Source organism: Leifsonia sp. NPDC058230 (genome assembly GCF_042882245.1).
GTDB lineage: Bacteria > Actinomycetota > Actinomycetes > Actinomycetales > Microbacteriaceae > Leifsonia.
Genome location: NZ_JBHVWM010000001.1, coordinates 911796 through 937735 on the forward strand (window position 1 = coordinate 911796; position 25940 = coordinate 937735).

General features: G+C 66.6%; 23 protein-coding genes. 12 read left to right on the forward strand and 11 right to left on the reverse strand.

Annotated elements, in window-relative coordinates:
• The first annotated feature begins 1 nt into the window (after position 1).
• The gene (locus ACFVV0_RS04630; protein WP_387058862.1) at positions 2–2131 is read left to right on the forward strand and encodes an alpha-galactosidase; all 2130 of its coding nucleotides are present in this window, start codon (positions 2–4) and stop codon (positions 2129–2131) included.
• Entirely contained in the window at positions 2128–3057 is a 930-nt protein-coding gene (locus ACFVV0_RS04635; protein ID WP_387058865.1) for an aldose epimerase, read from the forward strand. The genes ACFVV0_RS04630 and ACFVV0_RS04635 overlap by 4 nt, the downstream gene beginning before the upstream one ends.
• A 16-nt stretch (positions 3058–3073) precedes the next feature.
• Here ACFVV0_RS04635 and ACFVV0_RS04640 read toward each other — a convergent pair whose 3' ends face one another.
• Positions 3074–3934: an AraC family transcriptional regulator gene (locus ACFVV0_RS04640; RefSeq protein ID WP_387058868.1), complete on the reverse strand. Its 861-nt coding sequence runs from the start codon at positions 3932–3934 to the stop codon at positions 3074–3076.
• Positions 3935–4026: 92 nt separating this feature from the next.
• Here ACFVV0_RS04640 and ACFVV0_RS04645 point away from each other — a divergent pair, with 92 nt between their 5' ends.
• Positions 4027–7122: a DUF5107 domain-containing protein gene (locus tag ACFVV0_RS04645; protein WP_387058871.1), complete on the forward strand. Its 3096-nt coding sequence runs from the start codon at positions 4027–4029 to the stop codon at positions 7120–7122.
• Positions 7123–7242: 120 nt separating this feature from the next.
• Here the strand turns inward: ACFVV0_RS04645 and ACFVV0_RS04650 are convergent, their stop codons facing one another.
• From ACFVV0_RS04650 to ACFVV0_RS04660, 3 genes are all read right to left on the reverse strand, one after another.
• Positions 7243–8322 (reverse strand): WxL protein peptidoglycan domain-containing protein, encoded by a 1080-nt coding sequence (locus ACFVV0_RS04650; protein WP_387058874.1) that lies wholly within the window; start codon positions 8320–8322, stop codon positions 7243–7245.
• Positions 8323–8432: 110 nt separating this feature from the next.
• Positions 8433–10364: a fibronectin type III domain-containing protein gene (locus ACFVV0_RS04655; protein WP_387058876.1), complete on the reverse strand. Its 1932-nt coding sequence runs from the start codon at positions 10362–10364 to the stop codon at positions 8433–8435.
• Positions 10365–10556: 192 nt separating this feature from the next.
• Entirely contained in the window at positions 10557–11771 is a 1215-nt protein-coding gene (locus ACFVV0_RS04660; RefSeq protein ID WP_387058879.1) for a HupE/UreJ family protein, read from the reverse strand.
• A 177-nt stretch (positions 11772–11948) separates the two neighbouring features.
• On the opposite strand from ACFVV0_RS04660, the gene ACFVV0_RS04665 reads away from it, so the two are divergent.
• Positions 11949–12611 carry a hypothetical protein gene (locus ACFVV0_RS04665; RefSeq protein WP_387058881.1) on the forward strand — a complete coding sequence of 221 codons (663 nt, stop codon included), beginning with the start codon at positions 11949–11951 and terminating at the stop codon, positions 12609–12611.
• Between the two features lie 26 nt (positions 12612–12637).
• Here ACFVV0_RS04665 and ACFVV0_RS04670 read toward each other — a convergent pair whose 3' ends face one another.
• Both ACFVV0_RS04670 and ACFVV0_RS04675 read right to left on the reverse strand, forming a co-directional pair.
• Positions 12638–13102: a nuclear transport factor 2 family protein gene (locus ACFVV0_RS04670; protein WP_387058884.1), complete on the reverse strand. Its 465-nt coding sequence runs from the start codon at positions 13100–13102 to the stop codon at positions 12638–12640.
• A gap of 30 nt (positions 13103–13132) precedes the next feature.
• Entirely contained in the window at positions 13133–13786 is a 654-nt protein-coding gene (locus ACFVV0_RS04675; RefSeq protein WP_387058887.1) for an NAD(P)H-binding protein, read from the reverse strand.
• Positions 13787–13949: 163 nt separating this feature from the next.
• Here ACFVV0_RS04675 and ACFVV0_RS04680 point away from each other — a divergent pair, with 163 nt between their 5' ends.
• Entirely contained in the window at positions 13950–14549 is a 600-nt protein-coding gene (locus ACFVV0_RS04680) for a TetR/AcrR family transcriptional regulator (RefSeq protein WP_387058890.1), read from the forward strand.
• Positions 14550–14643: 94 nt separating this feature from the next.
• Here the strand turns inward: ACFVV0_RS04680 and ACFVV0_RS04685 are convergent, their stop codons facing one another.
• The 5 genes from ACFVV0_RS04685 to ACFVV0_RS04705 form a co-directional block, all read right to left on the reverse strand.
• Positions 14644–15672, reverse strand: coding sequence for an FtsX-like permease family protein (locus ACFVV0_RS04685; RefSeq protein WP_387058893.1), 1029 nt, complete (start codon positions 15670–15672; stop codon positions 14644–14646).
• A gap of 68 nt (positions 15673–15740) precedes the next feature.
• Positions 15741–16376 carry an ABC transporter ATP-binding protein gene (locus ACFVV0_RS04690; protein WP_387058896.1) on the reverse strand — a complete coding sequence of 212 codons (636 nt, stop codon included), beginning with the start codon at positions 16374–16376 and terminating at the stop codon, positions 15741–15743.
• Entirely contained in the window at positions 16373–17404 is a 1032-nt protein-coding gene (locus ACFVV0_RS04695; protein ID WP_387058899.1) for a peptidoglycan-binding protein, read from the reverse strand. The genes ACFVV0_RS04690 and ACFVV0_RS04695 overlap by 4 nt, the downstream gene beginning before the upstream one ends.
• Before the next feature lie 32 nt (positions 17405–17436).
• Positions 17437–17766: a hypothetical protein gene (locus ACFVV0_RS04700; protein ID WP_387058902.1), complete on the reverse strand. Its 330-nt coding sequence runs from the start codon at positions 17764–17766 to the stop codon at positions 17437–17439.
• Between the two features lie 194 nt (positions 17767–17960).
• On the reverse strand, positions 17961–18317 hold the full coding sequence (locus ACFVV0_RS04705; RefSeq protein WP_387058904.1) for a hypothetical protein: 357 nt from the start codon (positions 18315–18317) through the stop codon (positions 17961–17963).
• Between the two features lie 648 nt (positions 18318–18965).
• Between ACFVV0_RS04705 and ACFVV0_RS04710 the strand changes: the two genes are divergently transcribed.
• From ACFVV0_RS04710 to ACFVV0_RS04740, 7 genes are all read left to right on the forward strand, one after another.
• The gene (locus ACFVV0_RS04710) at positions 18966–19412 is read left to right on the forward strand and encodes a MaoC family dehydratase N-terminal domain-containing protein (protein WP_387058907.1); all 447 of its coding nucleotides are present in this window, start codon (positions 18966–18968) and stop codon (positions 19410–19412) included.
• Entirely contained in the window at positions 19412–19834 is a 423-nt protein-coding gene (locus ACFVV0_RS04715; RefSeq protein WP_387058910.1) for a MaoC family dehydratase, read from the forward strand. The genes ACFVV0_RS04710 and ACFVV0_RS04715 overlap by 1 nt, the downstream gene beginning before the upstream one ends.
• Complete coding sequence (locus tag ACFVV0_RS04720) at positions 19831–21006, forward strand: UDP-N-acetylmuramate dehydrogenase (RefSeq protein ID WP_387058913.1); 1176 nt, start codon at positions 19831–19833, stop codon at positions 21004–21006. The genes ACFVV0_RS04715 and ACFVV0_RS04720 overlap by 4 nt, the downstream gene beginning before the upstream one ends.
• 17 nt (positions 21007–21023) lie before the next feature.
• Complete coding sequence (locus ACFVV0_RS04725) at positions 21024–21701, forward strand: PadR family transcriptional regulator (RefSeq protein WP_387058916.1); 678 nt, start codon at positions 21024–21026, stop codon at positions 21699–21701.
• Positions 21702–21886: 185 nt separating this feature from the next.
• Entirely contained in the window at positions 21887–22849 is a 963-nt protein-coding gene (locus tag ACFVV0_RS04730; protein ID WP_387058919.1) for an ATP-binding cassette domain-containing protein, read from the forward strand.
• A gap of 46 nt (positions 22850–22895) precedes the next feature.
• Entirely contained in the window at positions 22896–23660 is a 765-nt protein-coding gene (locus ACFVV0_RS04735) for an ABC transporter permease (RefSeq protein WP_387058921.1), read from the forward strand.
• 180 nt (positions 23661–23840) lie between these two features.
• A complete protein-coding gene (locus ACFVV0_RS04740) occupies positions 23841–25934 on the forward strand; it encodes a RecQ family ATP-dependent DNA helicase (RefSeq protein WP_387058923.1) in 2094 nt (697 codons plus the stop codon).
• Positions 25935–25940 lie beyond the last annotated feature (6 nt).

A 25940-nucleotide genomic window follows, 5' to 3' on the forward strand; every position in this document is an offset into this window, starting at 1 on the left:
GATGGGCGACACGTCCACACACCACGAACTCGTACACCTCCGCGGGGGCGGCACCAGCCTCGTCGTCGACCTGAGCGACGGCAGGCTTCCCCGGATCTTGCACTGGGGCTCCGACCTCGGCGAACTCGAAGCCGCCGAGCTCGAGCAGCTCCGTACGATCACGCGACCGACCGTCGGCGACAGCATCGTCACGTATCCGCAACCCGTGCCCGTGATTCCGCAGCTCGCGGAGGGCTGGCTCGGCCGTCCCGGTGTGGCGGGCAATCGAGCCGGCCGCGACTTCGCACCGCTGTTCCGCAACGCAGTGAGTACGGTCACGGATGCGTCGATCGAGACGACCGCCACCGACCCGGAATCGGAGCTCTCCGTCACGATCCTGCTCCGCCTGGGGTCCGAGGGACTCGTCACCGCGGCCGGGAGCATCCGGAACGACGGGGCGGAACCGTACGCTCTGGACGCGTTCGAACTGACACTCCCGGTTCCGGATGTCGCCGACGAACTCCTCGACCTCACCGGGCGCTGGGCTCGGGAACGCGTCCCGCAGCGTCACGAGTTCCCGATCGGATCGTGGGTCCGCGAAAGCCGCGGGGGCAAGCCGGGACTCGACCACTCCACCCTGTTCTCCGCCGGAGTCAAGGGCTTCGGGTTCGAACGCGGGCAGGTGTGGGGCATCCATCTCGGGTGGAGCGGAAACCAGCTCCTCGCCGCCGAACGCACTCCTGCGGGCACCAGGATCCTCCGAGCAGGCGAGCTGCTGCTGTCCGGGGAAATCGTCCTCCCAGCCGGCGGGAGCTACCAGTCGCCGACGCTGTACGGATCGTGGGGTGACGGTCTCAATCAGGTCGCCGACCGGTTCCACGCCATGCTGCGCGCTCGGCCGTCGCATCCCTCGCAGCCACGGCCCGTCCTGTCCAACACCTGGGAGGCCGTCTACTTCGACCACGACTTCGCGAAGCTGAAGGCCTTCGCCGACAAGAGCGCTGAACTCGGCATCGAGCGGTTCGTGCTCGACGACGGCTGGTTCCTCGGCCGACGCAACGATCACACCTCGCTCGGCGATTGGGAGGTCGACCCGGTGGTCTGGCCGGACGGGCTCGACGGGCTCGCAGCGCACGTTCACGACCTCGGCCTTCAGTTCGGCCTCTGGTTCGAACCGGAAATGGTCAACCTCGACTCGGAACTCGCCCGCGCGCATCCGGAGTGGGTGTTCGACGCCGGGCACGGTCCGGGTCTGCCGTCGCGGCACCAGCACGTTCTCGACCTGGCGCATCCGGAAGCATACGAGCACGTGCTCGCACACATGTCGACGCTCGTGGAACGTCTGGGTATCGACTTCATCAAGTGGGATCACAACCGCTACCTCACCGACGCCGGCCACAGCGGCTCCGGTCGGGCGGGAGTCCACGATCAGACACTCGCCGCCTACGCGATGATGGACGAGCTCCGACGACGGCACACGAACCTCGAGATCGAATCGTGCGCCAGCGGCGGAGGACGGATCGATCTCGGGGTGCTCCAACGCACCGACCGGGTGTGGACCTCGGACTGCAACGACCCGCACGAGCGCGTCGACATACAGAGGTGGACCTCGCTCCTGCTCCCACCGGAGTTGCAGGGCACCCATATCGGTGCGGGCGAATCGCACACCACGCATCGCGTCTCCACGCTCGATTTCCGGGCGTCGACGGCATTCTGGGGCAACCTCGGGGTCGAGCTCGACCTCACAGAGCTGAACCCGAAGACATTCGAGGCGCTCAAGGGATGGGTCGACGCCCACAAGAAGCACCGCGGGCTCCTCCACACCGGTCGAGTCGTGCACGCCGACACGATCCCGGAGATCCGCGTCGACGGCGTCGTCGCACAGGACCACGCGGAAGCGATCTTCTCCTACACCGTCCTCAGCCGGCCGGCGGCCTGGCCGCCCCCGCGGCTCCGCCTGCCCGGCCTCGATCCCACCCGCCGCTACACGGTTCGGCTCATGAGCCCCGGCAGAGCAGTCCCCACCGGCCAGCAGCCGCCGTGGATGTCTGCCGACGTGACGATCTCCGGAGAGGTACTCGCCGCACTGGGACTGGAAGCCCCGTCGCTGGACACCGATCGGACGGCCCTGTTCCACCTCGTCGCGGTATGACCGTCGAAACGATCGCATCACCGCGGTCCCTGGTCAGGATCGTCGATCGCACCGGGCGGGCGTTCGCGGTCATCTCGCCCCGGGCCGCATCGTTGCGGATGCTCACCGTCTACGGTCTCGACCTGGTCGAGCCGGCCGTGGCCGCCGGCGGCCACCCCGGAATGGCCGGAGCGACCCTGGCGCCGTGGCCGAACCGTGTCGAAGATGCGACCTGGTGGCACAACGGGAACGAGCTCAGGCTGAACCTGACGGAACCCGAACTGGGGAACGCGAACCACGGGCTCGTCACGCACGACGACTTCGAGGTGACCGATTCCGCGGACCACGCGGCCACCCTCCGAACCAGGATTCGTCACCCGCAGGGCTATCCCTTCTCGCTCGACCTGTCTGTCACGTACACCATGGCCGAATCGGGGGTCACCGTCACGACGACGGTCGAGAACCGGGGCAGCGAACGCGCACCGGTCGCGCTGGGAGCCCACCCGTACCTCCGCGTCGGGGCGACACCCGCCGACCGTCTGCTCGTGACGGTCGAGGCGACGCATGCCTATCAGCTCGACGAGCGGCACATCCCTCGCGACAGATTCGCCGTGAACGGAACGCAGTGGGATCTTCGCGAGCCCACGAACATCGCCGCGGCCCCCGCTCACGGAACGTTCGAGCTCGCCCCGGCGACCGGCACGATCGTCCACTCCCTGCAGACGGAGGACGGGCAAGGCGTCGAACTGTGGGCGGACCCCGCCTACCGGTGGACCCAGCTGTACATCGACAGCGATTTCCCCTCGGACGACGGGCCGCGCAAAGCCGTCGCGATCGAACCCATGACCGCCCCGCCCAACGCGCTTCGAAGCGGCGAGGGCCTCACCTGGCTGGAACCCGGCGAACGATGGCAGGTGTCGTGGGGGATCAGGCTCAGAAGCCGCTGACTCACGAGCCGCTGACTCACGCGTCGCGGTCGCGGAAGCTGGACGGGCTCATCCCATGGTGCCTGCGGAAGTGCCGGGAGAAGTAGAACGCGTCGTCGTAGCCGACCTCGCGACCGATCTCCGCGATCGTCGCGTCGGTCGTGTCCAGCAGCTGTCTGGCCCGCGCCATCCGCAGGGCCGTGTGGTGGGCGAGCACACCGCCGCCGGTGGCCCGGCGGAACAGGGCGGTCAGATGTGAGGAGGAGACACCGACCAAGCGAGCGAGATCGGGGACCCGCACCGATCCGTCCAGACGCTCGCCGAGGTAGTTCATCGCGCGCTGCAGCGGATCGTCCGGTTCGGGGAGGAGCCTGTCGACCGCGAGCTGAGTGAGCAGCTTCCACGCGGACCCCGAGGCGGACAGCAGGCGCGGCGGCGACTGGTCGCGTTCGAGGTTCGACACGATCTCATCGAGAAGGGCGACAGCGCGCTCGATCCCCCGGATCGGCACGATCGGGCGACCCGGCGATACGTCCATCCCCTCCAGGAGGTCCGACACGTCGGTTCCGGCGACGTGCGCCCACCAGATCGTCCAGGGGTGGGTAGCGTCCGCGCCGTATGCGTGAGGAACACCCCGCGGGATGACGAGGGCCTGCTGGGCGCCCACCCGATGTTCCGAGTCACCGATGCGCGCCCATCCGGTGCCGGAGGCGCAGACCATCACGATGGTCTCCTCCGTGCCGCGCGGCCGGTTCATCTGGTGGTCCAGGGCGACCGGGTAGTAGCCGACATCGGTGACGAGAAGGCGGCGGGTTACCGGGCGCTTCAACGCCTCCGCGACGACCGGGCGCGGAACGACGACCAGCCGCTGACCGCGGAAGCCTTCTTGGATGGGCATGGCGACATTCTGTCGGCAGAACAGTCGAATTGTCCAGGGGGCAACGATCATCATGCATTCAGCGAGGCGTTCTCCCCCGATTGGATGAGGACATGCTCAGCGATGACCTATGCCCGGACGCACCCGAAGACCTCCGTTCCCGCCTCGCCGAGGGAGGGAGCATCGCCTGGAGTGCGCCGGTCGTGATCGACACCTACGAACCGGCCGAACCCGACGAGTTCCCGATGTTCCTCGATCGGCGGGTCTATCAGGGCTCGAGCGGCCGCGTCTACCCGATTCCGTTCATCGATCGCGTCGCCTCCGAGGCGCATCCACGTCAGTGGCAGGCCATTCACCTGGAGAACCGTTGGCTGCGCCTGGTGATCCTCCCCGAGCTGGGCGGCCGCATCCACATCGGCTACGACAAGACCGCCGGCTACGACTTCTTCTACCGCAACGACGTCATCAAGCCCGCACTCGTCGGTCTTGCCGGACCGTGGATCTCCGGGGGAGTCGAGTTCAACTGGCCGCAGCACCACCGGCCGGCAACCTTCCTCCCCGTCGACGTCACCATCGAGCAGCACGAGGACGGCGCTGTGACGGTGTGGTGTTCCGACCACGACCCGTTCACCCGGATGAAGGGAATGCACGGCATCCGGCTCCACCCGGACAAGGCCGTGGTCGAGCTCGTCGCACGGCTGCACAACCGCACCAGCGAGGTTCAGACGTTCCTCTGGTGGGCCAACGTCGCTGCGCGGGTGCACGACGACTATCAATCGTTCTTCCCGACGGATGTGCACTACGTCGCCGATCACGCCCGTCGCGCCATCACCGCGTTCCCCGCCGCCGACCGGCCGTACTACGGCATCGACTACCCGGCGCGCGCGGCGACCGGCGGCGACCGGATCGACTTCTACCGCAACATCCCCGTGCCGACGTCGTACATGGTCACCGACACGGAGGACGACTTCTTCGGCGGATACGACCACAAGGCCGGCGCGGGATTCGTCCACGTCGCCGACCGGCACATCGCGCCCGGCAAGAAGCAGTGGACCTGGGGCAACGCCGAATTCGGGCAGGCGTGGGACCGCCTCCTCACCGACGAGAACGGTCCGTATGTCGAGCTGATGGCCGGCGTCTACACCGACAACCAGCCGGACTTCGCCTGGCTCGAACCCGGCGAGACGAAGGACTTCACGCAGCTCTGGTATCCGATCCACCGGATCGGGCCCGCGCACCAGGCCACTGCCGACGCCGCGGTCCGCATGGACATCGACGGGGGCGTGCTGACCGCGGGCGTCGCGGTCACCGGCGAGCATGTCGCCGACATCCGGCTTGTCACCGGCTCCAGCGTGCTCTACGAGAACTCCGTCCGCATCGCACCGGGCGCGCCGTTCGCCTTCGACGTCGAGGTGCCCACGTCATACGGCCCGGACTACGAACTGATCGTGTCCTCGGCAGGTCAGGAGCTGATCCGGTGGCGGCCTCGGCCGGACAGCGTCGGGGAGGAGCCGTGGACAGCGACCGAGCCGCCGGCGCCGCAGCAGATCGACAGCGCGGACGAGCTGTACTACACCGGGATCCACCTCGCCCAGAACCGGCACCCGACGCGCTCGCCGCTACCGTACTGGATGGAGGCACTGGCGCGTGACCCGCTGGACAGCCGGTGCAACACCGCCGTCGCCGACCATTTCTACCGCCGCGGGCAGTACGGCGTCGCCGAGATCCACATCCGGAGGGCGCTGGAACGGCAGACGCGACGCAACGGCAACCCGCGCGATGGTGAGGCCCGGTATCTCCTCGGCCTCATCCTCGCGAGAACCGGGCGCGAACGAGAGGCGATCGACGCGTTCGCGAAAGCGGCGTGGGACGCACGATGGGAGGCGCCGGCGCAGTTCGAGATCGCGCAACTCCTCGCGCGCGGCGGCAGGAGCGATGCCGCACTGGTCGCCGTCGAGCGATCACTGGCGAAGAATCCGGAAGACTCGCGCGCGAATGCCCTCCGTGCCGTGCTGCTGCGCCGCGTCGGGCGTGCGGACGACGCCGAGCTCCAGCTGCAGCGCCGATTGGCGATCGACCCGCTCGACCAGGTGTCGCTCGTGCTCGCCGGCCGCCCGGCCAGCGCCGACCCGCGAACCATGATGGACGTCGCCCTGGAGCTGGCCGCGTACGGCGAGACCGACCACGGCATCCGGATGCTGCAGAAAGCCGCGGACGCGCCCTCCACGACCGCAGGCAACGTCGTCCCGCTGGCGTACCTCCACCAGTCGCTGATCCTGGAGAACAGCGGCCGGCACCGAGATTCCCTCGACGCGCTCCGTCGCGCCCATCGCAGCGACACCACGCGCTGTTTCCCGTCGGGCCTCGCCGATCACGACCTCCTGCAGTCGATCGTCGCCCGGGATGCCGAGGACGGTCTGGCAGCGAGCCTCCTGGGCATGCTGCTCTACGACGCAGGACGGGAGTCCGAGGCACTGAACCTGTGGGAGAGGGTGATCGGCAACGGTGACGCCGACCCGGTCACCCTGCGCAACGCTGCAATAGCGTCCGTCAACCTGACCGGCGAGACCGATGACGCGGTTCGCTGGTACGAGGCGGCAATCGGTGTGAAAGCGTCGGCGCGGCTCCTCTACGAATACGACCAGCTCCTCGAGCGCACCGGAGCCGACGTCTCGCGGCGGATCTCGTCCCTCGAGCGGCATCCGGATGCAGTGTTCGAGCGGGACGACCTCACCATCGCGTACTGCGGGCTGTTGACCGCAGCGGGACGGTCCGAACGCGCCCTCGCCATTCTGAGCACGCGCGAATTCGCACCGTGGGAGGGCGGAGAAGGGCTCGCGCTCGCAGCGTGGGAACAGGTTCATCTCGCCCTGAGCTCCGATGCGGAGGCCGCTGGCGACATCGAAGCCGCGCTCGCCGTGGCGTCGGCGGCATTGACTCCTCCGCAGACGCTCGGCGAGGCCCGGCACCCGCTGGCGAACACGAGGGAGATCCATCTGCGCATCGCGGAGCTCGCCACGATGGTGGGCGCTGAGACGACAGCTCGCGAGGCGAGGGAGATCGCAGACAGGCAGGATCCGGTGACCCCGGACCGCTCGCCGGCACCCGACTATTTCGCGACCTCGTTGCCTGAACTGCTGCTGTTCCGGTCCGCCCCGAAACTGTCAGCGAATCGTCCAGCCGATGAGGCGGAAGCCGCATTCTCGTAAGGCATTCCTTGGCGACCATGGCGAGGAGCTGTGCCGTCAGTCGACTGCAAACGCCAGGTTAATTCACATCGCGTCGGGCCGCAGTTGACAATCGACGTCGTGTGTACGTGAGCCGTTCGGTCACCCGGCGCTCGACGCCGAGGCTCCCTTCGTGCCGAGCGCACGTTCGACCGCGTCATTCACGCGGGCGTCCTCGCGCGCCTTCTGCTGCGCGCGCAGGCGTGTGCGCAGGCGCAGAGCCACGAAGACCAGGGCGGCCAGAACGACAACGATCAGCAGCACCATCCAGGGGACCGCCCATCCGGTCGCCGTCGCCGTGATCGGGTCGAGCGTGTTCGTCGATCCGGATGCGTCGGTCACCACCGGCGTCACGGTCGCCGTCGCAGCGAGCCACACGGAAGCGGGCACATCGTGGATGGGGACGGACACGTCCCACTTCTCCCCGGGAAGCAGCTGCGGCGGGGCTTTGATCGTTCCGGCCGAGGTGGGCAGCATGCCGAACGGTCCCGTGAGACCCGCGACCTGCTTGGCGGTCACCAGCGCGTTGCCCGTGTTGTGGATCGTGTAGGTCATGGTCGAGTCGCCGCCGGCGAACGGGTTGAGCCCACCGTTCCAGTCGACGTGCGGGTTCTCGACCGCGAGGGAGGGCTTGAGGTCGCCGCTCACGCGCAGCGTGATCTTGATGCCGAGGCGGCGGTCGACCGTGATGCCCTGAGTCTCACCCTCCTGCGCGAGCGACGTGACGATGCCGCCGGCGTAGTCGCCCGGGGTCGCGTTCTTGGGGACGGTCACCGTGAACGGATAGTCGACCGACTGGCCGGGGGCGACGGTGATGTGGTCGGTTCCGCCGTGAACCCAGTCACCGATGCTCACGGATTTCGCGCCGCCGACGACCAGGTCGAACTGACCGCTTTCGGTCGTGTACCCGTCGGCCGCGTAGATGCCGAGTTCGAGCGCGGTGTCGCCGTGATTGGAGACGACCAGGGCATCGTCGACCTTGGAGCCGGGGTTGATCGTGTAGTTGTAGCCGGTGCGCTCGGCGCCGAAGCCGTTCGATGCTGTGCGCACCGTCCACGTGACGTCGTCGCCGGCGGCCTGCGCCGAGCCGGCGGGAACCAGCGAGAGGCCGAGCGCGACGAGCACGGCGATGACGACGATGTGGACGAGTGCGCGGATGGGATGCGTTGCGAGCGCGTTCATGGTGTTCCTCAACGGTCCGGGGGAGGGTGAATGGCGAATGCCCGGTGGGGTGGGCGCCGTGCGGCGTCCACCCCACCGGGGTCAGTCGGTACTGATCAACTGCTCGGTGCTCAGTTGCTCAGAGCCGTGATGGTCAGGGTGCCGCGGTAGCTACCCTTGTCGACCGTGTTCGGGATCTTCAGGTCGAGGTCGGCGCCGAGCTTGGCGGTGCCGCGCGGGTGACCCTGGTATGCCGAGCCGAGCTCGCGTGCGACGGACAGACCGTCGCCCGAGTCGTATCCGGACTGCACTGCGTCACCGGGGGTGGCGCCGGCACCGGTCTGAACCAGCTTCGGCGTCCATCCGAGGTACTTGCCGGAGAACGTGTTCGTGCCGTCCTGGAAGTCGCCGACCGACGACGAGATCGACCACGGAGCCTGCGAGTGACGCGTGTCCGAGACGGTGATCGGGTTCAGCTGTCCCGACGCCTCGAAGTAGTCGCCGTGCTCGACGGCCGTACCGAGGTCGACGAGGCCGTTGTGGCCGTCGACAGTCCAGCCGAACTCACCGGGAGCCGCATCCGGAACCGCGACCTGGATGTCCTCGCCGTTGCCGTGGCTGGCGTGGATCGTGACCGAGTCGACGATCGAGCCGACCGGCTGGGCCGCCGAAGCGCCGCTGTCCGGACCGCACCAGTCGACGTTGCCACGTTCGACGGCGGCGTTCGGAGCGGCACACGTGCCGCTGCGCACATCCTCGACGACGAGCTGGTCGTTCTGCACCTGCACCTTGACGTAGCTGCGCACGTGCTCCTGGTTCTCAACCGAGTTGTACCAGTAGTTGCCCGGGTTCAGCGGGTCCGCGCCGTTACCGGCACCGCTGGTGCCGCTCGAGTCCGGAGCCGTGATGTCGTAGTACTTCGATCCCGAGGCCGAGTTGGCGGTCACGTAGATGACGCCGCCGGGGCCGGGGTAGACCTCGGCCGCACCCGGCTGCTCGTCGGGGTTCGCCTTCGCGCCGTTCTTGATCTCGTAGCTCCGCGAGTAGCTGTGGTCGTGACCCTGCAGAACAAGGTCGACACCGAGGTTGGAGAACGTCGTCGGGAAGTCGACACGTCGCACCTTGTTGTCGCCGTCCTTGGCGTGGTCGGCCGGGGAGTAGATCGAGTGGTGGTAGACGAGGACCTTGTACTTGGCCTCAGCACCGTGCTGGTTGATCACGTCGGTGACGTAGCTGACGTGAGCGGCGTCGCCGCCGCCGCCCTGCGCGGTCGCGTAGCTGTTGCTGTTGAGGTCGATGAACAGCACGTCCTTGTAGATGTACCAGTAGTCGCCGCCCGACGTGTTCGACGTAGGGGTGCCGTTGGAGTAGTACGCGGCGCTGCGGTCGGTGTTCGGCGTGGACAGGTGCTGCTCGTACGCCTTGCCGCCGACGTCGTGGTTTCCGATGGTCGCGGCCCACGGGTACTGACGCAGCTTGTCGGGAGCGAGGAACGCATCCCACTGAGTCTCGTTGTTCGCGGTCTCGACCTGGTCACCGCCAGACACGAGGAGCTCGGCGTTCGGGTTGGCCGCGAGGGACACGTCCAGCGTGTCCTTCCAGCCTGCTCCGTCATTGGCGACGTCGCCCGACGAACCGATCTGCGGGTCACCGAAGAACAGGAAGTCGAACGCGCCGTCGAACGACTGCGTCTTGAACTCGTAGGCCGTCGACCAGTTGCCGTCGGAGCCGACCCGGTACGAGTACGCCGTGTTCTCGGTGAGGCCCGAGATGGTGGCGTGGCGGTTGAAGCCGCCGCTTGTTGCGAGGTTGGCGCCGCCGGTGGCCGAGAAGGTCGCGGCGTCCGCCGGGAACTGACCGGCGACGAGCGACGAGGTCGGCGCGACCTGCACCGACTGCGCGGCGTCAGCCGACGAGTACCAGGTGACGATGCGCTGTGACTCGTTCGCACCGACGCCGAGGATGACGCCGGTCAGGTTCGCGGTCTCCACGGCCGTCGCCGGGGCGGCGAGGAAGCCGCCGACGGCGAAGGATGTGCCGATCGCGACGGCGGTGAGCCACACAGAAACGCGGCGGTGATGGCGCCGCCGCGGTTGTGCTGTTGCACTGAGGGAAGACATTGTCGTCCGTTCTCTTTTGAGGTTCCCGGGGTGGGAACGGTGGGCACTCAGTACGATTTGCCTCCCAAATGAACTTTTGTTGAACATGAGGCTCCCTCACAGTTGCATCATGGGGAACACTCAACTTGAGAGGTCTCACAGGCTGAACACGCGCTGCACGAACCAGATCAGACCGGCCGCGGAGACGGACACGGCAAGCGCCCCCGTCGCCCACAGGCCGAGCCGCGGCGCACGCCGGCGCAACAGGATCAGCAGCGGGAAGACCAGGGCGATGATCGTGAGCTGCACGACCTCGATCCCCAGATTGAAGACCAGCAACGACCAGAGCAGTGTCCACGACCAGGGCTCGTCGATGCCCAGCGCGCTCGCGAACCCGAGACCGTGGACGAGGCCGAACAGGAACACCACGGCGAGCCGCAGCCACCCGGCACGGTCGAGGCCGAGCGGACCACTGGATGCGTCGAGCTCGTTGGCCGCGCCGCCGCGACGCCAGAGCCTCCACAGGTGCCAGGCGGCCACGATGGCGATCGACAGCGCGATGGTCGGCTCGACGATCCGGGCCGACGCGGAGATCAGGCCGGTCGCGGCGAGGATGAACGTCACCGAATGCGCAATGGTGAACGCGGTCGCCGCGAGCACGACTTCGCGAAGCCGCCTCGATCCCGCGATGAGCGCGAGCAGGAACAGGATGTGGTCGATCCCCGTCAGCAGATGCTCGGCACCGAGGCGGAAGAACTCCCAGAAGCGTTCGGCGGTGCTCTGCTCCGTCGAGAACGAAGGCTGCTCCGAATCGAGCGCGGCGCTTCCCGACCGGCTGTCGATCTCATAGGTGAGGATCGTCTTCGTCCCGGTCACGTACCCCTCTGAATCGGCGAACAGCTTGCTCGTCACCACGTGCGCGTCGTTCAGCCGGGAACAGGTGCTGTCGAAGACGAGCACGGCGTACGGCACACCCTGCTGCTCCGTCATGGTGATGTCGCCGACACGTTTCGGCGTGCAGGGCACGTCGTCCGAGGTGATGGTGAAGCGGTCGCCGATGTAGCGGGACACCGTGTCGGCGTGCTGTTCGAGTGCGGCCGCCTGGGCAGTGGCGTCCCCGTCGTCGAAGGCGGCGGTGCCGTCGCGGAACAACGGATCGTCGTGCCCGGCGTCCGCCGCCGAGACCACCAGGAGGTCGTATTCCAGCTGCAGCTCCGTGCGGACGTGCCCCGTCTTGTCGGAGCTGACGTCGACGTACACGACCGAGGAGAATCCGTGAGCTGAGGCGGGCTCCGCGACGAGCACAGCGACCACGACAGCCAGCACGCCCCCGAATACGGCCAGAACGGTGCGGCGGATGCCGTGCGACATGGATCTCCTTCAGTGAACCGGTTTGGGAGAAGGCTGTCGAGCATCCGTGAACGAAAGGAAGATCGTCGATAAACAACTGAGGAACAGTCACCGGGGCGGCTGGTGTTCCGGGCGGGATGTGACGCAGACTCGCAAAGCACGTTTCTGCAGATATCGCACCCCCGGAGGACGATCCCCTTGCGCCCCCCAACGCGGACCGCCACCCTTCTCGCGACAGCGGTCGTCACCGCCCTTCTGTTCACAGGATGCGCCGCCGACAGCTGGTCCGAACCGCACGCCGCGCCCACCCCGGTGGGCGCCCTCGGTGCGGGCTTCGAACCCTCGGCCTCGCCCAGCCCCGAGGCGACGGTCGTTCCGAGACCCGGGTCGTGGAACGACGTGCGCCCGTCAGCCGGCTACCGGGTCGTCCTGATCACCGCGGGCGACGACAAGCCGACGCGTACCGTGGTCGGGGCAGTCGAGCGCTGGGCGGCCGACGAAGACGTCGACCTGCGCACCGTGACGGTCGAGGCGAACCCCCTGGATGCGATCGTCCAGGCCATGAAACTGAAGCCTGACCTCATCGTGAGTGCGGGCAACGACCTGATCGACCCGCTCGCGACCGTGACCGCGAATCACCTCGACCAGCAGTTCCTCGTCGTCGGAGCCGAGGTCGCCGAACCGACCGAGAACGTGACGGCGGTCGACTGGACCGGGGCGTCGTTCCGAGGCGAGGGGCTCGGCACATCGTCGACCTACGATCCGGAGTCGTTCACGGCCGAGCGCTGCGGCGCGGCCGTGCGAGCCGGGGTCGCGGCGGTACTGCACGACTTCACCGGCATTGTGCTCTGGATCGACTGAAAAGCTGGGTCAGCTGAGCACCTGGCTCAGCCGGCGGAGGGCCGGCTGTCGGTCCAGTCGATGATCAGCTTGCGCTCGGCGAACAGCCACTGTCCCTCGACGCGCACGATGCTCTCGTCGTAGCGGATCGACATGACCATCAGGGTTCGAACACCGTCGACGTCGTGCAGGTGATGCGCGAGACAGTAGGTCTCTCCGGTCGCGGTGTCACCGCTGACGGTGATGGTGCTCTGCCCGTTGAAGTGCGTCGTCGCTGCGTAGGCGTTCAGCCCGGAGAACGCGGCCTCGAGCTCGGCGCGGCCGGTGACGATCTGGGCGGGTTCATTGACCGCCGGGTCGCCACCGTAGACGGTGACCCGCCCATCCTCGGTGAAGAGGGCTGCTTGAGCTGCGGGGTTTCTGCGATCGGCGTTGTGGGCATACGCGTCGATCAGGTGGCGGATCTGCTCCTGGTCGGTCAGCTGCTGGATTTCGGGGGCGGTCGGGTTCATACCTTCTTCTTTCTGTTCTGGATAGCTGGACTAGACGAGAGCGTCGATCGCCGCACGGATGGGCGTATCGCCCCCGACGAGCTGCCACTGACGGCCGATGGTCCGGTTGTCGTGGAGCACGGCCACGAGGGTGGCGGCCACGTCTGCCCGGGGGATCTCGCCCAGCGGGATCCCGCGCTCGCCAAGCTCGATGCACGCAGTGGGCGGCCGATCGACGAGATAGCCGGGCTCGATGATGGTCCACTTCAGACCGGATGCGCGCAGGCGCTCGTCGGCCGCTCGCTTTGCCTCGTAGAACGGGGCGAACATCGGAGTGTCGATTTCAGCGGGAATCCGATCGCCGGCGCCGATCGACGAGATCTGCACGAACCGTTCGGCACCCGCGAGCTGAGCAGCCGCGATGGCGCGGAAGGAGCCGTCACGATCGACGGCCATCACCTTCCCTGGGTCGGTGCTGCCCGCCAGGAAGACGACTCCGTCGCATCCCGTCAGAATCGTGGTCAGTTCTTCAACCGTGGCACGGGTGAGATCGAGGGCGACCGTTTCCACGCTCCGCTTGGCCAGAGCCTGCAGCCGCTTGGTGCTCCTGCCGATGGCGACCACCTGGTCTCCGCCGGCCAGAAGAACAGCGACGACATCTCGGCCAGTGCCGCCCGTTGCACCGAAGACCGCGTACCGGCCCATTCCACACCTCGCTCTTTCGGACACTGTGTCCGAAACAAGAATACTCCCAAATTCGGACACAGTGTCCGATAGGCTGGCAGCCGAAGTCTCGGGCGGATCGAGAGGGGGAGTCGTGTCGAAGCCGGTGAAACGTGCGTCCTCTTCTCCGGTTCGGCGAGCAGAAGTGGAATCGCGGGCCATCGCCGCTCTCGAGGACGTGCTCGGGGACGGGACACCGCTGGCGGAGGTCCCCGTCGATGCGATCGCGACGCGCGCGGGCATCTCCAGGTCCACCTTCTATCTCTACTTCGCAGACAAGGGCGAGCTGCTGGCCTTGGCGACACACTGGCTCAAAGATCAGCTGTTCGAGGTGCGCGTCGCCCCGCAAGAGGATCGTTCCCTCGACGATCTCGCCTCCTATGTCACCGCTCTGGAACGGATCATCGGACGGTACCGGGAGCACGCTGCGCTGCTCGCGGCGGTGAACCATGCGATCCAGTTCGACGATCGGGTCGGGGAGCAGTGGGTCACCGCTCAGAACCGGTACATCGCGTGGGTCGCCGACATCCTCAGGACGGAGCAGGAGCGCGGCCTCACGGACGACACCTTCGACGCCGAGGCCGCGGCGGACATCCTCATCAGCGGAGGCGAGTACGTCATCGCGACCCATGTCATCCGCCGCGACGCGGATGAGGATGCCGCCCTGGCCCGCGACCTCGGCGCCGCGCAATGGTACGGATTCTTCCGCCGACGGCCCAGCGACGAATCGCCGCGGGTGCCGTAGGGCTCCGATGTCCGTGGGGATCCACTCTGACTGATCGTGCGCCTTTGCTGTTGGTATTCGCTGGCTCAGAATTGGTGAGAGTAGTCCGGGGGTGTCAAGGGACTCGCATTTCGGTCGCCGGGTTGAGGCGCGCTGCAAGGGAAGCGGGGATCACAGCGAGGAATCCCGTCGCCGCCAGCAGTAGGACGGCGAACGCTACGCAGAGGTCAGGTGGGGGAGCCGCAGCACTGGTAGCCGTGAGATAGATCCATGAGCCGAGGAAACCGAACAGGATGCCTATCCCTGTGCTCGTCACTGTATGTCCAATGACGAGTCCGGCGATCATGAACCGTGTGGCGCCGATTGCCCGCCGTCTTCCGAAATCGCGTCGTTGAGCGAGCACTACGCCAATTTGAAGGGTTGCGACCAGCGCAGCGGCGCCAATGAATGAACCTACGAGTGTGTTGCGGCCATATGAGTCCAATACGGATCGGACAACGCCTGACACTTCGACGAGAGCCGAGCTTGTTCTGATCTTGATCGTCGACGAGCTGGTGTTGTGAAGTGTCGTGCGAACTATTCGCAGAAGGGACTGTACGTCATCCGCGCTTTTTGCGACGATGACGATCGCAGTTACAGGCTCGGAGTCGCGCGACCGGTTCGTTGGGATGAGGACGCCGTTGGCGTATTCGGTCAGCGACAGAGATACCTGGGTTGGGCCTGCGATGGCGATACTCGATCCACTAGGCGAGCGAACCGCGGCGGGGAATGCGGCGATGCCGAGTCTTAACACCGATGAGCTGTCGGCCCAGGCTGTGCTCGTACTCTCGGATGTGGGTGCTGGTACTCCGAGGGCAGCCCAATCCGAGGTCCACACTCGACGGGCAGGAACGGCGGCGCCTCCAGAGAGGGCTTCATTCGACACGTCGGTCGACTGGCCGAATGCCACGGCGCTTTCCAATCCATCAACTCGTTCGATCGGCCTCATCGTTTTGGCGGTCAGGCGGTCGGCAGGTGATGCTTGAACGACGATGGTGCGTGCCTCGGCGGACTCGATTCGGGCCCGAACGTCTTCGGCCAGCGAGGCGCTGCGGCCGGCTGAAATCAAGCTCATCGCAATTGCGGCGCCGGCGGTCAACGCCACGATTGTCGACAGTATCCATCGTGCGCGGAGCCCGACGACGATTTCGAAAGCGAATGACCTCAAGTGGTTCACAGTCGCACTTCCCGATCGGACGCGGAGACTATTCGCTCATCATGAGTCGCGATGATCACTGTGCTCCCCGCTCTGGCGCGGCTTCTCAGTCCATTGATGACCAGGTTCGACGTCTCCTGGTCCAGATTGCCCGTCGGCTCGTCTGCGATCACAATCTTGGGGTCGAGCACTAGCGCCCTACAGAGAGCGATTCTTTGCGCTTGACCTCCCGACAACCGGCCGGGACGCGCGCGCGACCGCGTTGAAACATCAAACTCCTTTAGCAGCGCTTCGGCCGTAGGTCGCAAAGCACTGCGCCCGAGCCCGTTTGCATAGAGGCCGGGCTCCGTGACATTGTCGATGACCGATCGAGTCGCATCGAGTGCGGCGTCTTGGAAGAGATAGCCGAACATCGTCGAGCGCATTCGCGAGCGCGCCCGATCTGGAATTTCTTGGACGTCCTGCCCGAGAACCCGTAGTTCACCTCGCGTCGGCCTGAGCAACATCCCGAGAATGAAAAGCAGGGTCGACTTACCGCGACCAGAGGGGCCGGTCAAGGCGATCACTTCGCCTGCGGACGCGGTGAAGTCAATCGCATCGAGGACCTGCGCGTCGCTGTCATACGAGTGGCCGACACCGTGCGCGCTGATCACTCGCTCATTGATGGGCTGATCCTTACTCGTGTACCTGCGTCGATACCTTTGACTACGGACTCGCCCAACGCTGTTGCGGTGACTTTGACCTGGTGCTTTCGGCCGGTGGCGTTAATCACGAATTGGCTGTCAGAGGCGGTCCGAATGGCAGCAGTAGGGACGATTACGCCCGATGTGCGTGGCACTAGGACGACGAAACCCCGGAGCTGCAATCTGTCCTCCCCGGTATGGGCGAACGGGCATGTCTCGCCGCAGCTGCTTCCATCTGGTGCAGAAAGGGTCGCAACCGTAGTTCCGTCCTCGTGAGCCTCTATGGCTCTGACTAGTCCTGTCCACGTGGTCTCGCCTGCCAGCAGATGTACCGCTGTGCCTTGCTCGATCTCGCTTAGAACGTCGTTCGCAATCGGAGCATCGATAGCCGGCTGCTCACTGAGCTTCAGGATCGCGGGTTCTCCGCTTGCGACTGACTTACCCGGTGCAAGCGTCTCCGAGTCGACGACAAGGCGAGCGGGCAGCTCAGCGATGAACAACACGACACCCGGCTCGACAACGCCTGTCGCTTCCATTGCCTCGTGGGCTTGCCATCGCTTAACTGCCGCCGTTGTCGACGCGCCGAACGCACCGTCGATCGCCGAATGCAACCAACCCCTGACTTTTAGCATTGCCTGAAGCTGTCGGACGTCGGGCCCGCTGGCGCCCTCCTCCAAAGCACGAAATGTAGGCACGGTCCCTTCTGCTGCGAAGACCGGCTTCAAGTCGATTGAGTACAGTTTGTCGCCAGTACTCGTCCGCGCCGTTGAATCCAGGTCGAGCGACGTTACGGTCCCTTGCATCATGTTGCGGGCAACAAGCATGCGTTCCCAACGCGCTTCGGCCCGCAAAGGCAGCGTCAGTTCAATCGTGCCGTTGGCCGCAGTGACCGTAGCGAAGGGCTTTTGTGATGGAAGTGCAGACGTTGCTGATATCACGATAGCGCTCGCCCAGGTCACGGATCCGACACTGATCGCAGTCAGGAGCGCGATGATCACCCAAAGCCGTTTAGTGCTTGAACGGCTACTCCTCAATATGTCGGTTCTGGAGTCGGACACTTCTTTACTGCTTCCTCAAAGTCGATTTCCGGAACCTGCGCCCACGGGTACCACGGATCAGTGTCGTACGTGTCCTTGAAGGTTAGGTATGTTGGCGGTTCGCTGATGTGCCAGCCGCCCTCTCGAAGACAAACCGCCCCACTCTTCGAGTCGCTGTATGCCTGCTTATATTGGGCTTCAGTCGGCGGAGCGTCGGGATCAACACCCAATTTCCTGAGACACTCTGTGTCGTCCTTTCTGTACTCGACTTCGGTGCCTGGTTTCAGCTGCGCGGTGATCGTCGCGTCGCCGCCGACTTTCACGACCCAGCCTTGCTCTTCCAAGCATTTTGCGCGGGCGCGGGCGAGGTCGACCGGCTCAGGATATTGACTACGCAAGGGGCTGAGTGAGCTTGCGCTCGCCCGAATGTCGGATCCAATCGTGCAGCCGGCGAGAAGGGAGGCGGCGACCAGCGCAAGCGCGCTGGCGCCGCCTCCCCTGGCAAGCGAACGAATCGCTACTCGCATTGCACCCGTGCGGATGTGACGCCAGTCGCGAACACCTTTCCGCCCTTGGCTTTGAACTCCCACACGTGGTGGGTGTTCCACGACGCATACGTGGCCGAATAGCCTGCCGTCACTGAATTGGTGTGATCAAAGGGGGTGCTGTGCCCGATCGAGCCATAGATCTGGTGGGTGACGTTCCCCTTGGAATTCGACACTGTGTGAATCTCCTTGATCGCGAAGGAGTTCCCTTGGCAGTTGATCGCGCCGGTCGCCCGCTCAGCCGCGTTCGCAGCCGAGGGAATCGCAATGACCCCCGCGCTGATCAGTAGCACGGTAGCCGTACCCAGGATGAACTTCGACTTTTTCAATTGGATTTCCCTTCTGTATCGCGGACCCCCGCCGCGAGACATCTACAAACATATTAGATGTAACCAAGCTCGCGCAAGACTGCTAGGCAGCCACAGCGCCCATTCCTCGTGTGCTTGAACGAAGTCGCCTATCGGGTAGCCCGTTGTCCTAATGGCGCAGTTTGGAGGCACCGGCGGTGTCGGTCACGCTTCTGTCGCCTGCGCGTGATTGGGGGTCGGCACGTTGGCGCTGTGAACCGCCTTGCCCAGATGCATCCGCCGTTAATCGGGCACGACTCACAGAACCCGGAGATGTTGAGTGCACGCGGCAGACGCTCCAATGTCGGTGGTCCCGGCTACTCTGGAAGAAGATCAAAAAAAGTTCCGAAACACTACATGTAGTGGAATGACAAGAGTGTCATTCGGGTTATATAGTGGGTGAACACCGCAAGACGCGGTGACAAAAAGACTTCAAGGGGAGGCCATCATGGACTACGAAAACAGTGACAGCGTTGGCGGCTACTCGGTTCCCGTCGACCCCATGGACCTGCTGCAGTGCGATAGCTGCCAGTAAGGCGCTAGCACCGAGCTCGAGAACCCCGGCAGCCGAAAGGCCGCCGGGGTTCTCCCGTTTCCAGGCCGCCGCAGGCGCGTCCGTAGAATGGTCGGGTGCCAGTGAACCCAGAGTTGCAGGGGCGGGCGTTCGCGCCGGTCAGCCCCTACCTAGTCGGACGGGAGAAGATCCGCGAGTTCGCGGCCGCCGTCTACGCCACCAACCCGCTCAGCTTCGACGTCGAGGCAGCACGCGCCGCCGGTCACGCCGACCTGGTCGCGCCGCCCACCTTCCCGATCGTTGTGCAAGAGCGCACGCTCGCTCAGCTCTTGGCCGAAGAGGACTCCGGGATCGACTTCAGCCGCGTCGTCCACGGCGACCAGCGCTTCACCTACTCCCGCCCCATCGTGGCCGGAGACGAGCTCACCGCGACACTCACGGTGACCAGCGTCAAGACGCTCGGAGCGCACTCGATGGTGACCGCCGAATCCACCATCGTCGGCGCCGACGGCGGGCACGTCGTCACCGCCACGTCCACCCTGGTCGTCCGAGGAGACGAGTGATGCCCGACTTCGACAGCCTCACGGTCGGCGATGTCGTCGCCGAACGCGTCACCGCAATCAGCCGCGACTCCCTCGTGAGGTACGCGGGCGCATCCGGAGACTTCAACCCCATCCACTACCGCGACGACATCGCCAAGTCCGTCGGACTCCCGGGCGTGATCGCCCACGGGATGCTCACCATGGGACTGGCCGTCCAGCCCGTCGTCGACTGGGCCGGCGACCCGTCCGCGGTCACCGACTACCAGGTGCGGTTCACCCGGCCGGTCGTCGTCGACCCGGCGGAGGGCGCATCCGTCTCGATCACCGCCAAGGTGGGGCAGCTGGATGCGGAAGCGCACGTCGCCCGCATCGACCTCACCGTCACGTTCAACGGCGACACCGTGCTCGGCAAGGCGCAGGTGCGCGTCACGCTTCCGCGATGACCGACAGCGCCGACGACCACTCCGCTGCCCGGGGCGCGGAGCGGGCTCCGGCACTCGCGTCGCTGACCACCATGCAGGTCGGCGGCGCCCCCGAGCGCATGCTCGCCCCCGCAACCCGCGACCAGCTCGTCGCCACCGCACGCGAGGTCTGGTCCGACGGCGGCGACTGGCTGCTGCTCGGCGGCGGCTCCAACACGATCGCCAGCGACGACGGATTCGCGGGAACGGTCATCCGGATCGTCACGCGCGGCATCCAACGCCTCGACGCACCGGCCGGCGCTGTGCGACTCCGCGTGGAGGCGGGGGAGCCGTGGGATGAGCTCGTGGCCCACGCGGTCCGCAACGGCTGGTCGGGGATCGAGGCGCTCTCCGGCATCCCAGGCTCCACCGGCGCCGCACCCGTGCAGAACATCGGCGCCTACGGGCAGGAACTCGAGTCGAGCCTGCTCGCGATCGAATTCCTCGACGAAGCGACCCACGACGTCCGCCGGCTCACCCGCGCCGACCTCGGGCTGGGTTACCGCACGTCCGCGCTCAAGCGGGGGATGCGCGGAGTCGTGCTCTCCGTCGATCTCGAGCTCGCAGACGGCAACGCACCGGGCGGCATCGGGGCGCCGCTGAGCGCGCCCGTCGCCTACGGGCAGCTCGCGGACTCGCTCGGCGTCGCACTCGGATCGCGGGTGCCTGTCGCCGAACTGCGCCGCTCCGTGCTCGCGCTCCGCAGTTCGAAAGGCATGGTGCTCGACCCGCACGACCAGGACACCGTCAGCGCCGGATCCTTCTTCACCAACCCGATCGTGTCCGAGAACTTCGCGCGCTCCCTTCCCTCGAACGCGCCGCGCTGGCCGGTCACCGCGGCCGAGCCCGACACGGTGCTCGGGCTGGGCGCCGGCGGCGTGCATCCCCTCGACATCCCGAAGCTGGCCGGCGGGCCGTACGACGTCAAGCTCAGCGCCGCGTGGCTGATCGAGCAGTCGGGCATCCGCCGCGGGTTCTCGCTGCCCGGATCGCGAGCCGCGATCTCGAGCAAACACACCCTCGCCCTCACCAACCGCGGAGGCGCGACCGCATCGGAGATCGTGCAGCTCGCCTCCTACGTGCAAGCACGCGTGCAGTCGGAGTTCGGGGTGCTGCTCCAGCCGGAGCCCATCCTCGTGGGCGTCGTTCTCTAGCTCCCTAGAATGGCCACATGGCCGCCACCTCCACACGCACGCTCGTGCTGGGAGTGCTCCGCCTCTTCTCGCCCGCCAACGGGTATCAGCTGCGTCGCGAACTCGTTTCCTGGAACGTCGAGCACTGGGCCAAGGTCAACCCGGGTTCGATCTACTCCATGCTGGCGACCCTGACGAAGCAGGGGATGCTCGACGCGCACGTGCTCCCCGACGGCGCCCGCACGGTCACGGTCTACACGATCACCGAGGCGGGCATCGAGGAGCTCGACCGCCTCATCCGTGAGGGGATGCGCACGGTCGCGGCCATGGACCCCACCGGATTCCGCGTCGCCCTCAGCTTCGCGCCCCTGCTCGAGCGCGACGACTTCGTCGCGTTGCTCGAGGAGCGGCTCGCCACCGTGCGGGTCGACGCCGTCACTCTGAAGGCGGAGGCCGAACGCATCCTCGCGGTGAAGTACGCGCCGCCGCACGTCTCGTACTCGCTGAGCCTGGAGGGGCGGCTCCTCGATGCCGAGGCGTCTTGGATCGACGACCTCCTCGCCACGGTGCGCGGGGGAGGGCTCGAATTCTCCGGCGAGCCGGGAGGCTGGGTCGCCCCACCCGACGATGCCGGGTGGGAGATGGCCCACGAGGGCGACCGCTACCGGGAACAGCTCGAACAGCTGCACAAAACAGTCACCGAAACGCACCGGTAGGGCGTCGCCGCACCGCCTTTGACAACGTCTATTCAAACTTGAATAATCAATTTTGACTAAGTTCCACTATTTGCTTGCGCGGGTTCGCTTTCGCGATATAACGTGAGTGCCGTCGATCACGTTATATCTCGATCCGTGGTTCACGCGTCAACAGTCAGAATCCAACCCAACCGAAGGGATCCGCGGTGATTCACGCCAGAGGGCTCGCCCGAACATTCGACACCAAGCGAGGCAGGGAGAAGGTCGCCGTCAAGGCGGTCGCAGGCGTCGACATCGACGTCGAAGAGGGCGAGATCGTCGGCTTCCTCGGCCCGAACGGGGCAGGCAAGACCACGACCCTGCGCATGCTGACCACCCTGCTCAAACCCACGACGGGAACCGCGACGGTCGCCGGTTACGACCTCGCGAAAGACCCGATCAACGTGCGCAAGAGCATCGGCTACGTCTCGCAGAGCGGCTCGACCGCATCCGAGGCCCGGGCCGGCGAAGAGATCGTCGACCACGGGCTGCTCTACGGCATCAGCGCCGCTCAGGCCACACGCCGGGGAAAGGAGCTGTTCGAGCAGCTCGACCTCGACGGGATGTGGGCACGGCAGCCCAAGACGATGTCCGGCGGTCAGCGCCGCCGCCTCGACATCGCCATGGGCCTCGTGCACGACCCGAAGCTCGTGTTCCTCGACGAGCCGACCACGGGGCTCGACCCGCAGGCGCGTGCCAACCTGTGGACACACATCTCCGACCTCCGCACCAAACGGGGCAGCACCGTGTTCCTCACCACCCACTACCTGGACGAAGCGGATGCGCTCTGCGACCGCATCCTGGTCATCGATCACGGTTCGATCGTCGCCTCCGACACCCCGGACGCCCTGAAGCGCCAGGTCGCGGGCGACCTCATCGAACTCGTCCTGCACGACGAGGCCCAGGTCGGCGTCGCCGCCGCACAGCTCAGCCGTCTGGCGGGCGTGGATGCGGACGTGAGCGATCGCGTCGTCAGCGTCCGCGTGCCCAACGCCGGCACCGAGCTTCCACCGCTGCTGCGTTCGCTCGACGCCGCGGGGGTGGAACTGGCCGCCATCGAGGTGCGCCGGCCGACCCTCGACGACGTCTTCCTCACCATGACCGGTCGCTCGCTCCGCGAAGACGCCTGAGTCGCGCATCCCCGCTACTGAACTTCTCGACCTCGAAGGAACGACCATGAGCTTCGCAGCCCAGACCTGGATCATCTTCAGGCGCCAGATGCGCCTCGCCCTCCGCAACCCCGCCTGGGTCATCATCGGACTCGCCCAGCCGGTGCTGTATCTCTGCCTGTTCGGCCCGCTGTTGGAACCGCTGGCCTCCCAGATCGGAACGGACAACGCCTACACCTTCTTCGTGCCCGGACTCCTCGTTCAGCTCGCCCTCTTCGGCGCCTTGTTCGCGGGCTTCGGCCTCATCTCGGAGTGGCGCGAGGGCGTCATCGAGGCGGAACGCGTCACCCCGGCCAGCCGCACCGCACTGCTCCTCGGCCGGGTGCTCCGCGATCTCGCTCTGCTGACCGTGCAGGGCATCGTGCTCGTCGCCCTCGGGTTCGCCTTCGGCCTCACCGGCTCGATCCCGGGCATGATCTTCGGACTCGTGCTGACCGTGCTGCTCGGCGGTGCGTGCTCGGCGGCGTCGAACGCCCTGGCGCTGACGACGAAGAGCGAGGATGCGCTCGCCCCGATCCTGAACAGCATCTCGCTTCCCGTGCTGCTGCTGTCGGGCATCCTGCTGCCGATCAGTGTGGAGACGGGAGCGCCGCAGTGGCTCGTCACCCTGAGCGACTTCATGCCGATCAAGTACATCGTGAGCGGGATCCGGTCCACCTTCACGGGCGATTTCTGGACCACGACCGTGCTCTGGGGCGTGGTCTGGACCCTGATCCTGTTCACCCTCGGCCTGTGGGTCGGCACGCGCACCTTCCGCAAAGACAACGCCTAGCCGCGCGTTCGCAACTCCGGAGATTCGGCGCTTTTCGGCCTGCATACTCCGTCCTGACGGACGTTTTGTCGGCGCGTCGGCTGAAATCTCCGGAGTTGCTGCGGCATCCACATCCTCCGGTTCTCCACAGATTCCGGCTCCTCCGGGGGGAGTGCCGGTGGGCTCTGAAACGATGGAGCCATGAGCACCACCAGAGAAGACGCCCTCGCCACCCTGCGTGCCCTCGTCGGCCGAGAAGATGCCGCATTCCACGACGGGCAGTTCGAGGCGATCGCCGCACTCGTCGACGAACGGCGTCGGGCTCTCGTGGTGCAGCGCACGGGCTGGGGCAAGTCCGCCGTGTACTTCGTGGCCACCATGCTGCTGCGGGCCCGCGGTGCCGGGCCGACTATTTTGGTGTCGCCGTTGCTGGCGCTCATGCGCGACCAGGTCGCGGCCGCTGAACGCGCCGGCGTGCGCGCGGTCACGCTCAACTCGGCCAATCGGCACGAGTGGGAAGACGTCATGCAGGCACTGCGCGACGACACGGTGGATGCGCTGCTCGTCTCACCCGAGCGGCTCAACAACCCGGAGTTCCGCGACCAGTACCTCCCGGCCCTCATCGCGCGCAGCGGTCTTCTGGTGATCGACGAGGCCCACTGCATCTCCGACTGGGGTCACGACTTCCGTCCCGACTACCGCAGGCTGCGCGATCTCATCGCAACCATGCCCGACGGTGTTCCGGTGCTCGCCACGACCGCCACGGCGAACGAGCGCGTGGTGGCCGATGTCGCAGAGCAGATGGGCGCCGGCGCACACAGCGACGTGCTCACCCTGCGCGGGCCGCTGGCGCGGAAGTCACTGCGGCTCGGCGTGCTGACGCTTCCGGATGCGGGGGCCCGGCTCGCGTGGCTGGTGAGCAACCTCGGCGCCCTCCCCGGCAGTGGCATCATCTACACGCTGACCGTCTCGGCCGCCGAAGACACTGCGCGCCTCCTCCGCGACGCCGGACACGAGACCTTCGCTTACACGGGTCAGACCGACACGGCCGAACGCGAAGAGCTGGAGTCGAAACTCAAACGCAACGAGGTCAAAGCCCTCGTCGCCACCAGTGCGCTCGGCATGGGATTCGACAAGCCCGACCTCGGGTTCGTCGTGCACCTGGGAGCGCCCTCGTCGCCGGTGGCCTACTACCAGCAGGTCGGTCGCGCCGGCCGGGCGACCGACAACGCGGATGTGCTGCTGTTGCCGGGGCCGGAGGACCGCGCCATCTGGGACTACTTCGCCACCGCATCCATGCCTTCGAAACCGAAAGCGGATGCGGTGCTCGGCGCGCTCGGCACCGATCCTCAGTCGACCCGAGCGCTCGAGAGCCAAGTGGACCTCAAGGCTTCCACGCTGGAACTCCTCCTCAAGGTTCTCGACGTAGACGGTGCCGTTCGGCGCGTGCCCAAGGGCTGGGTGTCGACGGGCGAGCCGTGGGTCTACGACGAGGAGCGCTACAGCCGGATAGCCGCCGCGCGCCAGGCCGAGCAGCAGTCGATGCTCGAGTACGAGACGACCGCCGAATGCCGCATGACTTTCCTCCAGCGGGCGCTCGACGATGTCAGTGGCGAGCCGTGCGGCCGGTGCGATCGTTGCGCCGGCCCCTGGTACCCGAGCGAGGTCGCGTCGGGGGCGGCGGCATCCGTTGCCACCGCGCTCGACCGGGTGGGCGTGGAGATCGAGCCGCGCAAGCTCTGGCCGACGGGAGCCGACCGACTCGGTGTGCCGGTGCGGGGCAAGATCGCTCCCGAGGAGACCCTCGCGCCGGGACGCGCGTTGGCCCGGCTGACGGACCTCGGCTGGGGCGGACCGCTGCGCGAGCTGCTGGGTGCGGATGCGGCAGACCAGCCGATCCCGGCGCAGGTGCTCGCGGCGTGCATCCGGGTGCTCGCGGATTGGAACTGGGCCGAGCGTCCGGCAGCGGTGGTGAGCATGCCGTCACGGCGCCGGCCGGAGTTCGTCTCCTCGCTGGCGCGCGGGTTCGCTGAGGCGGGGCGGCTGCCATACCTCGGGTCGCTCGACATGCTGGCGGGAGGGCCGACCGGCGGTCCGGGCGGCAACAGTGCGTTCCGGCTGGCGTCGGTGTGGGAACGGTTCGGCGTGGGCGGCCTTCAGCTGCCGGTGGGGCAGCCGGTGCTCCTCGTCGACGACGTGGTGGACAGCAAGTGGAGCATCACGGTCGCGGGACGCGAACTCAGACGCGCAGGCGCATCCGCTGTGCTGCCGTTCGCCGCTGCGCTGCGGAGCTGACGGGCG

Bases quoted from the DNA above. Each gene is read 5' to 3' on its own strand.
- ACFVV0_RS04660 (WP_387058879.1), bottom strand. From the start codon at position 11,771: ATGTCGCACGGCATCCGCCGCACCGTTCTGGCCGTATTCGGGGGCGTG.
- ACFVV0_RS04635 (WP_387058865.1), top strand. From the start codon at position 2,128: ATGACCGTCGAAACGATCGCATCACCGCGGTCCCTGGTCAGGATCGTC.
- ACFVV0_RS04670 (WP_387058884.1), bottom strand. From the start codon at position 13,102: ATGAACCCGACCGCCCCCGAAATCCAGCAGCTGACCGACCAGGAGCAG.
- ACFVV0_RS04650 (WP_387058874.1), bottom strand. From the start codon at position 8,322: ATGAACGCGCTCGCAACGCATCCCATCCGCGCACTCGTCCACATCGTC.
- ACFVV0_RS04735 (WP_387058921.1), top strand. From the start codon at position 22,896: ATGAGCTTCGCAGCCCAGACCTGGATCATCTTCAGGCGCCAGATGCGC.
- ACFVV0_RS04720 (WP_387058913.1), top strand. From the start codon at position 19,831: ATGACCGACAGCGCCGACGACCACTCCGCTGCCCGGGGCGCGGAGCGG.
- ACFVV0_RS04645 (WP_387058871.1), top strand. From the start codon at position 4,027: ATGCTCAGCGATGACCTATGCCCGGACGCACCCGAAGACCTCCGTTCC.
- ACFVV0_RS04740 (WP_387058923.1), top strand. From the start codon at position 23,841: ATGAGCACCACCAGAGAAGACGCCCTCGCCACCCTGCGTGCCCTCGTC.
- ACFVV0_RS04640 (WP_387058868.1), bottom strand. From the start codon at position 3,934: ATGCCCATCCAAGAAGGCTTCCGCGGTCAGCGGCTGGTCGTCGTTCCG.
- ACFVV0_RS04630 (WP_387058862.1), top strand. From the start codon at position 2: ATGGGCGACACGTCCACACACCACGAACTCGTACACCTCCGCGGGGGC.
- ACFVV0_RS04725 (WP_387058916.1), top strand. From the start codon at position 21,024: ATGGCCGCCACCTCCACACGCACGCTCGTGCTGGGAGTGCTCCGCCTC.
- ACFVV0_RS04715 (WP_387058910.1), top strand. From the start codon at position 19,412: ATGCCCGACTTCGACAGCCTCACGGTCGGCGATGTCGTCGCCGAACGC.
- ACFVV0_RS04675 (WP_387058887.1), bottom strand. From the start codon at position 13,786: ATGGGCCGGTACGCGGTCTTCGGTGCAACGGGCGGCACTGGCCGAGAT.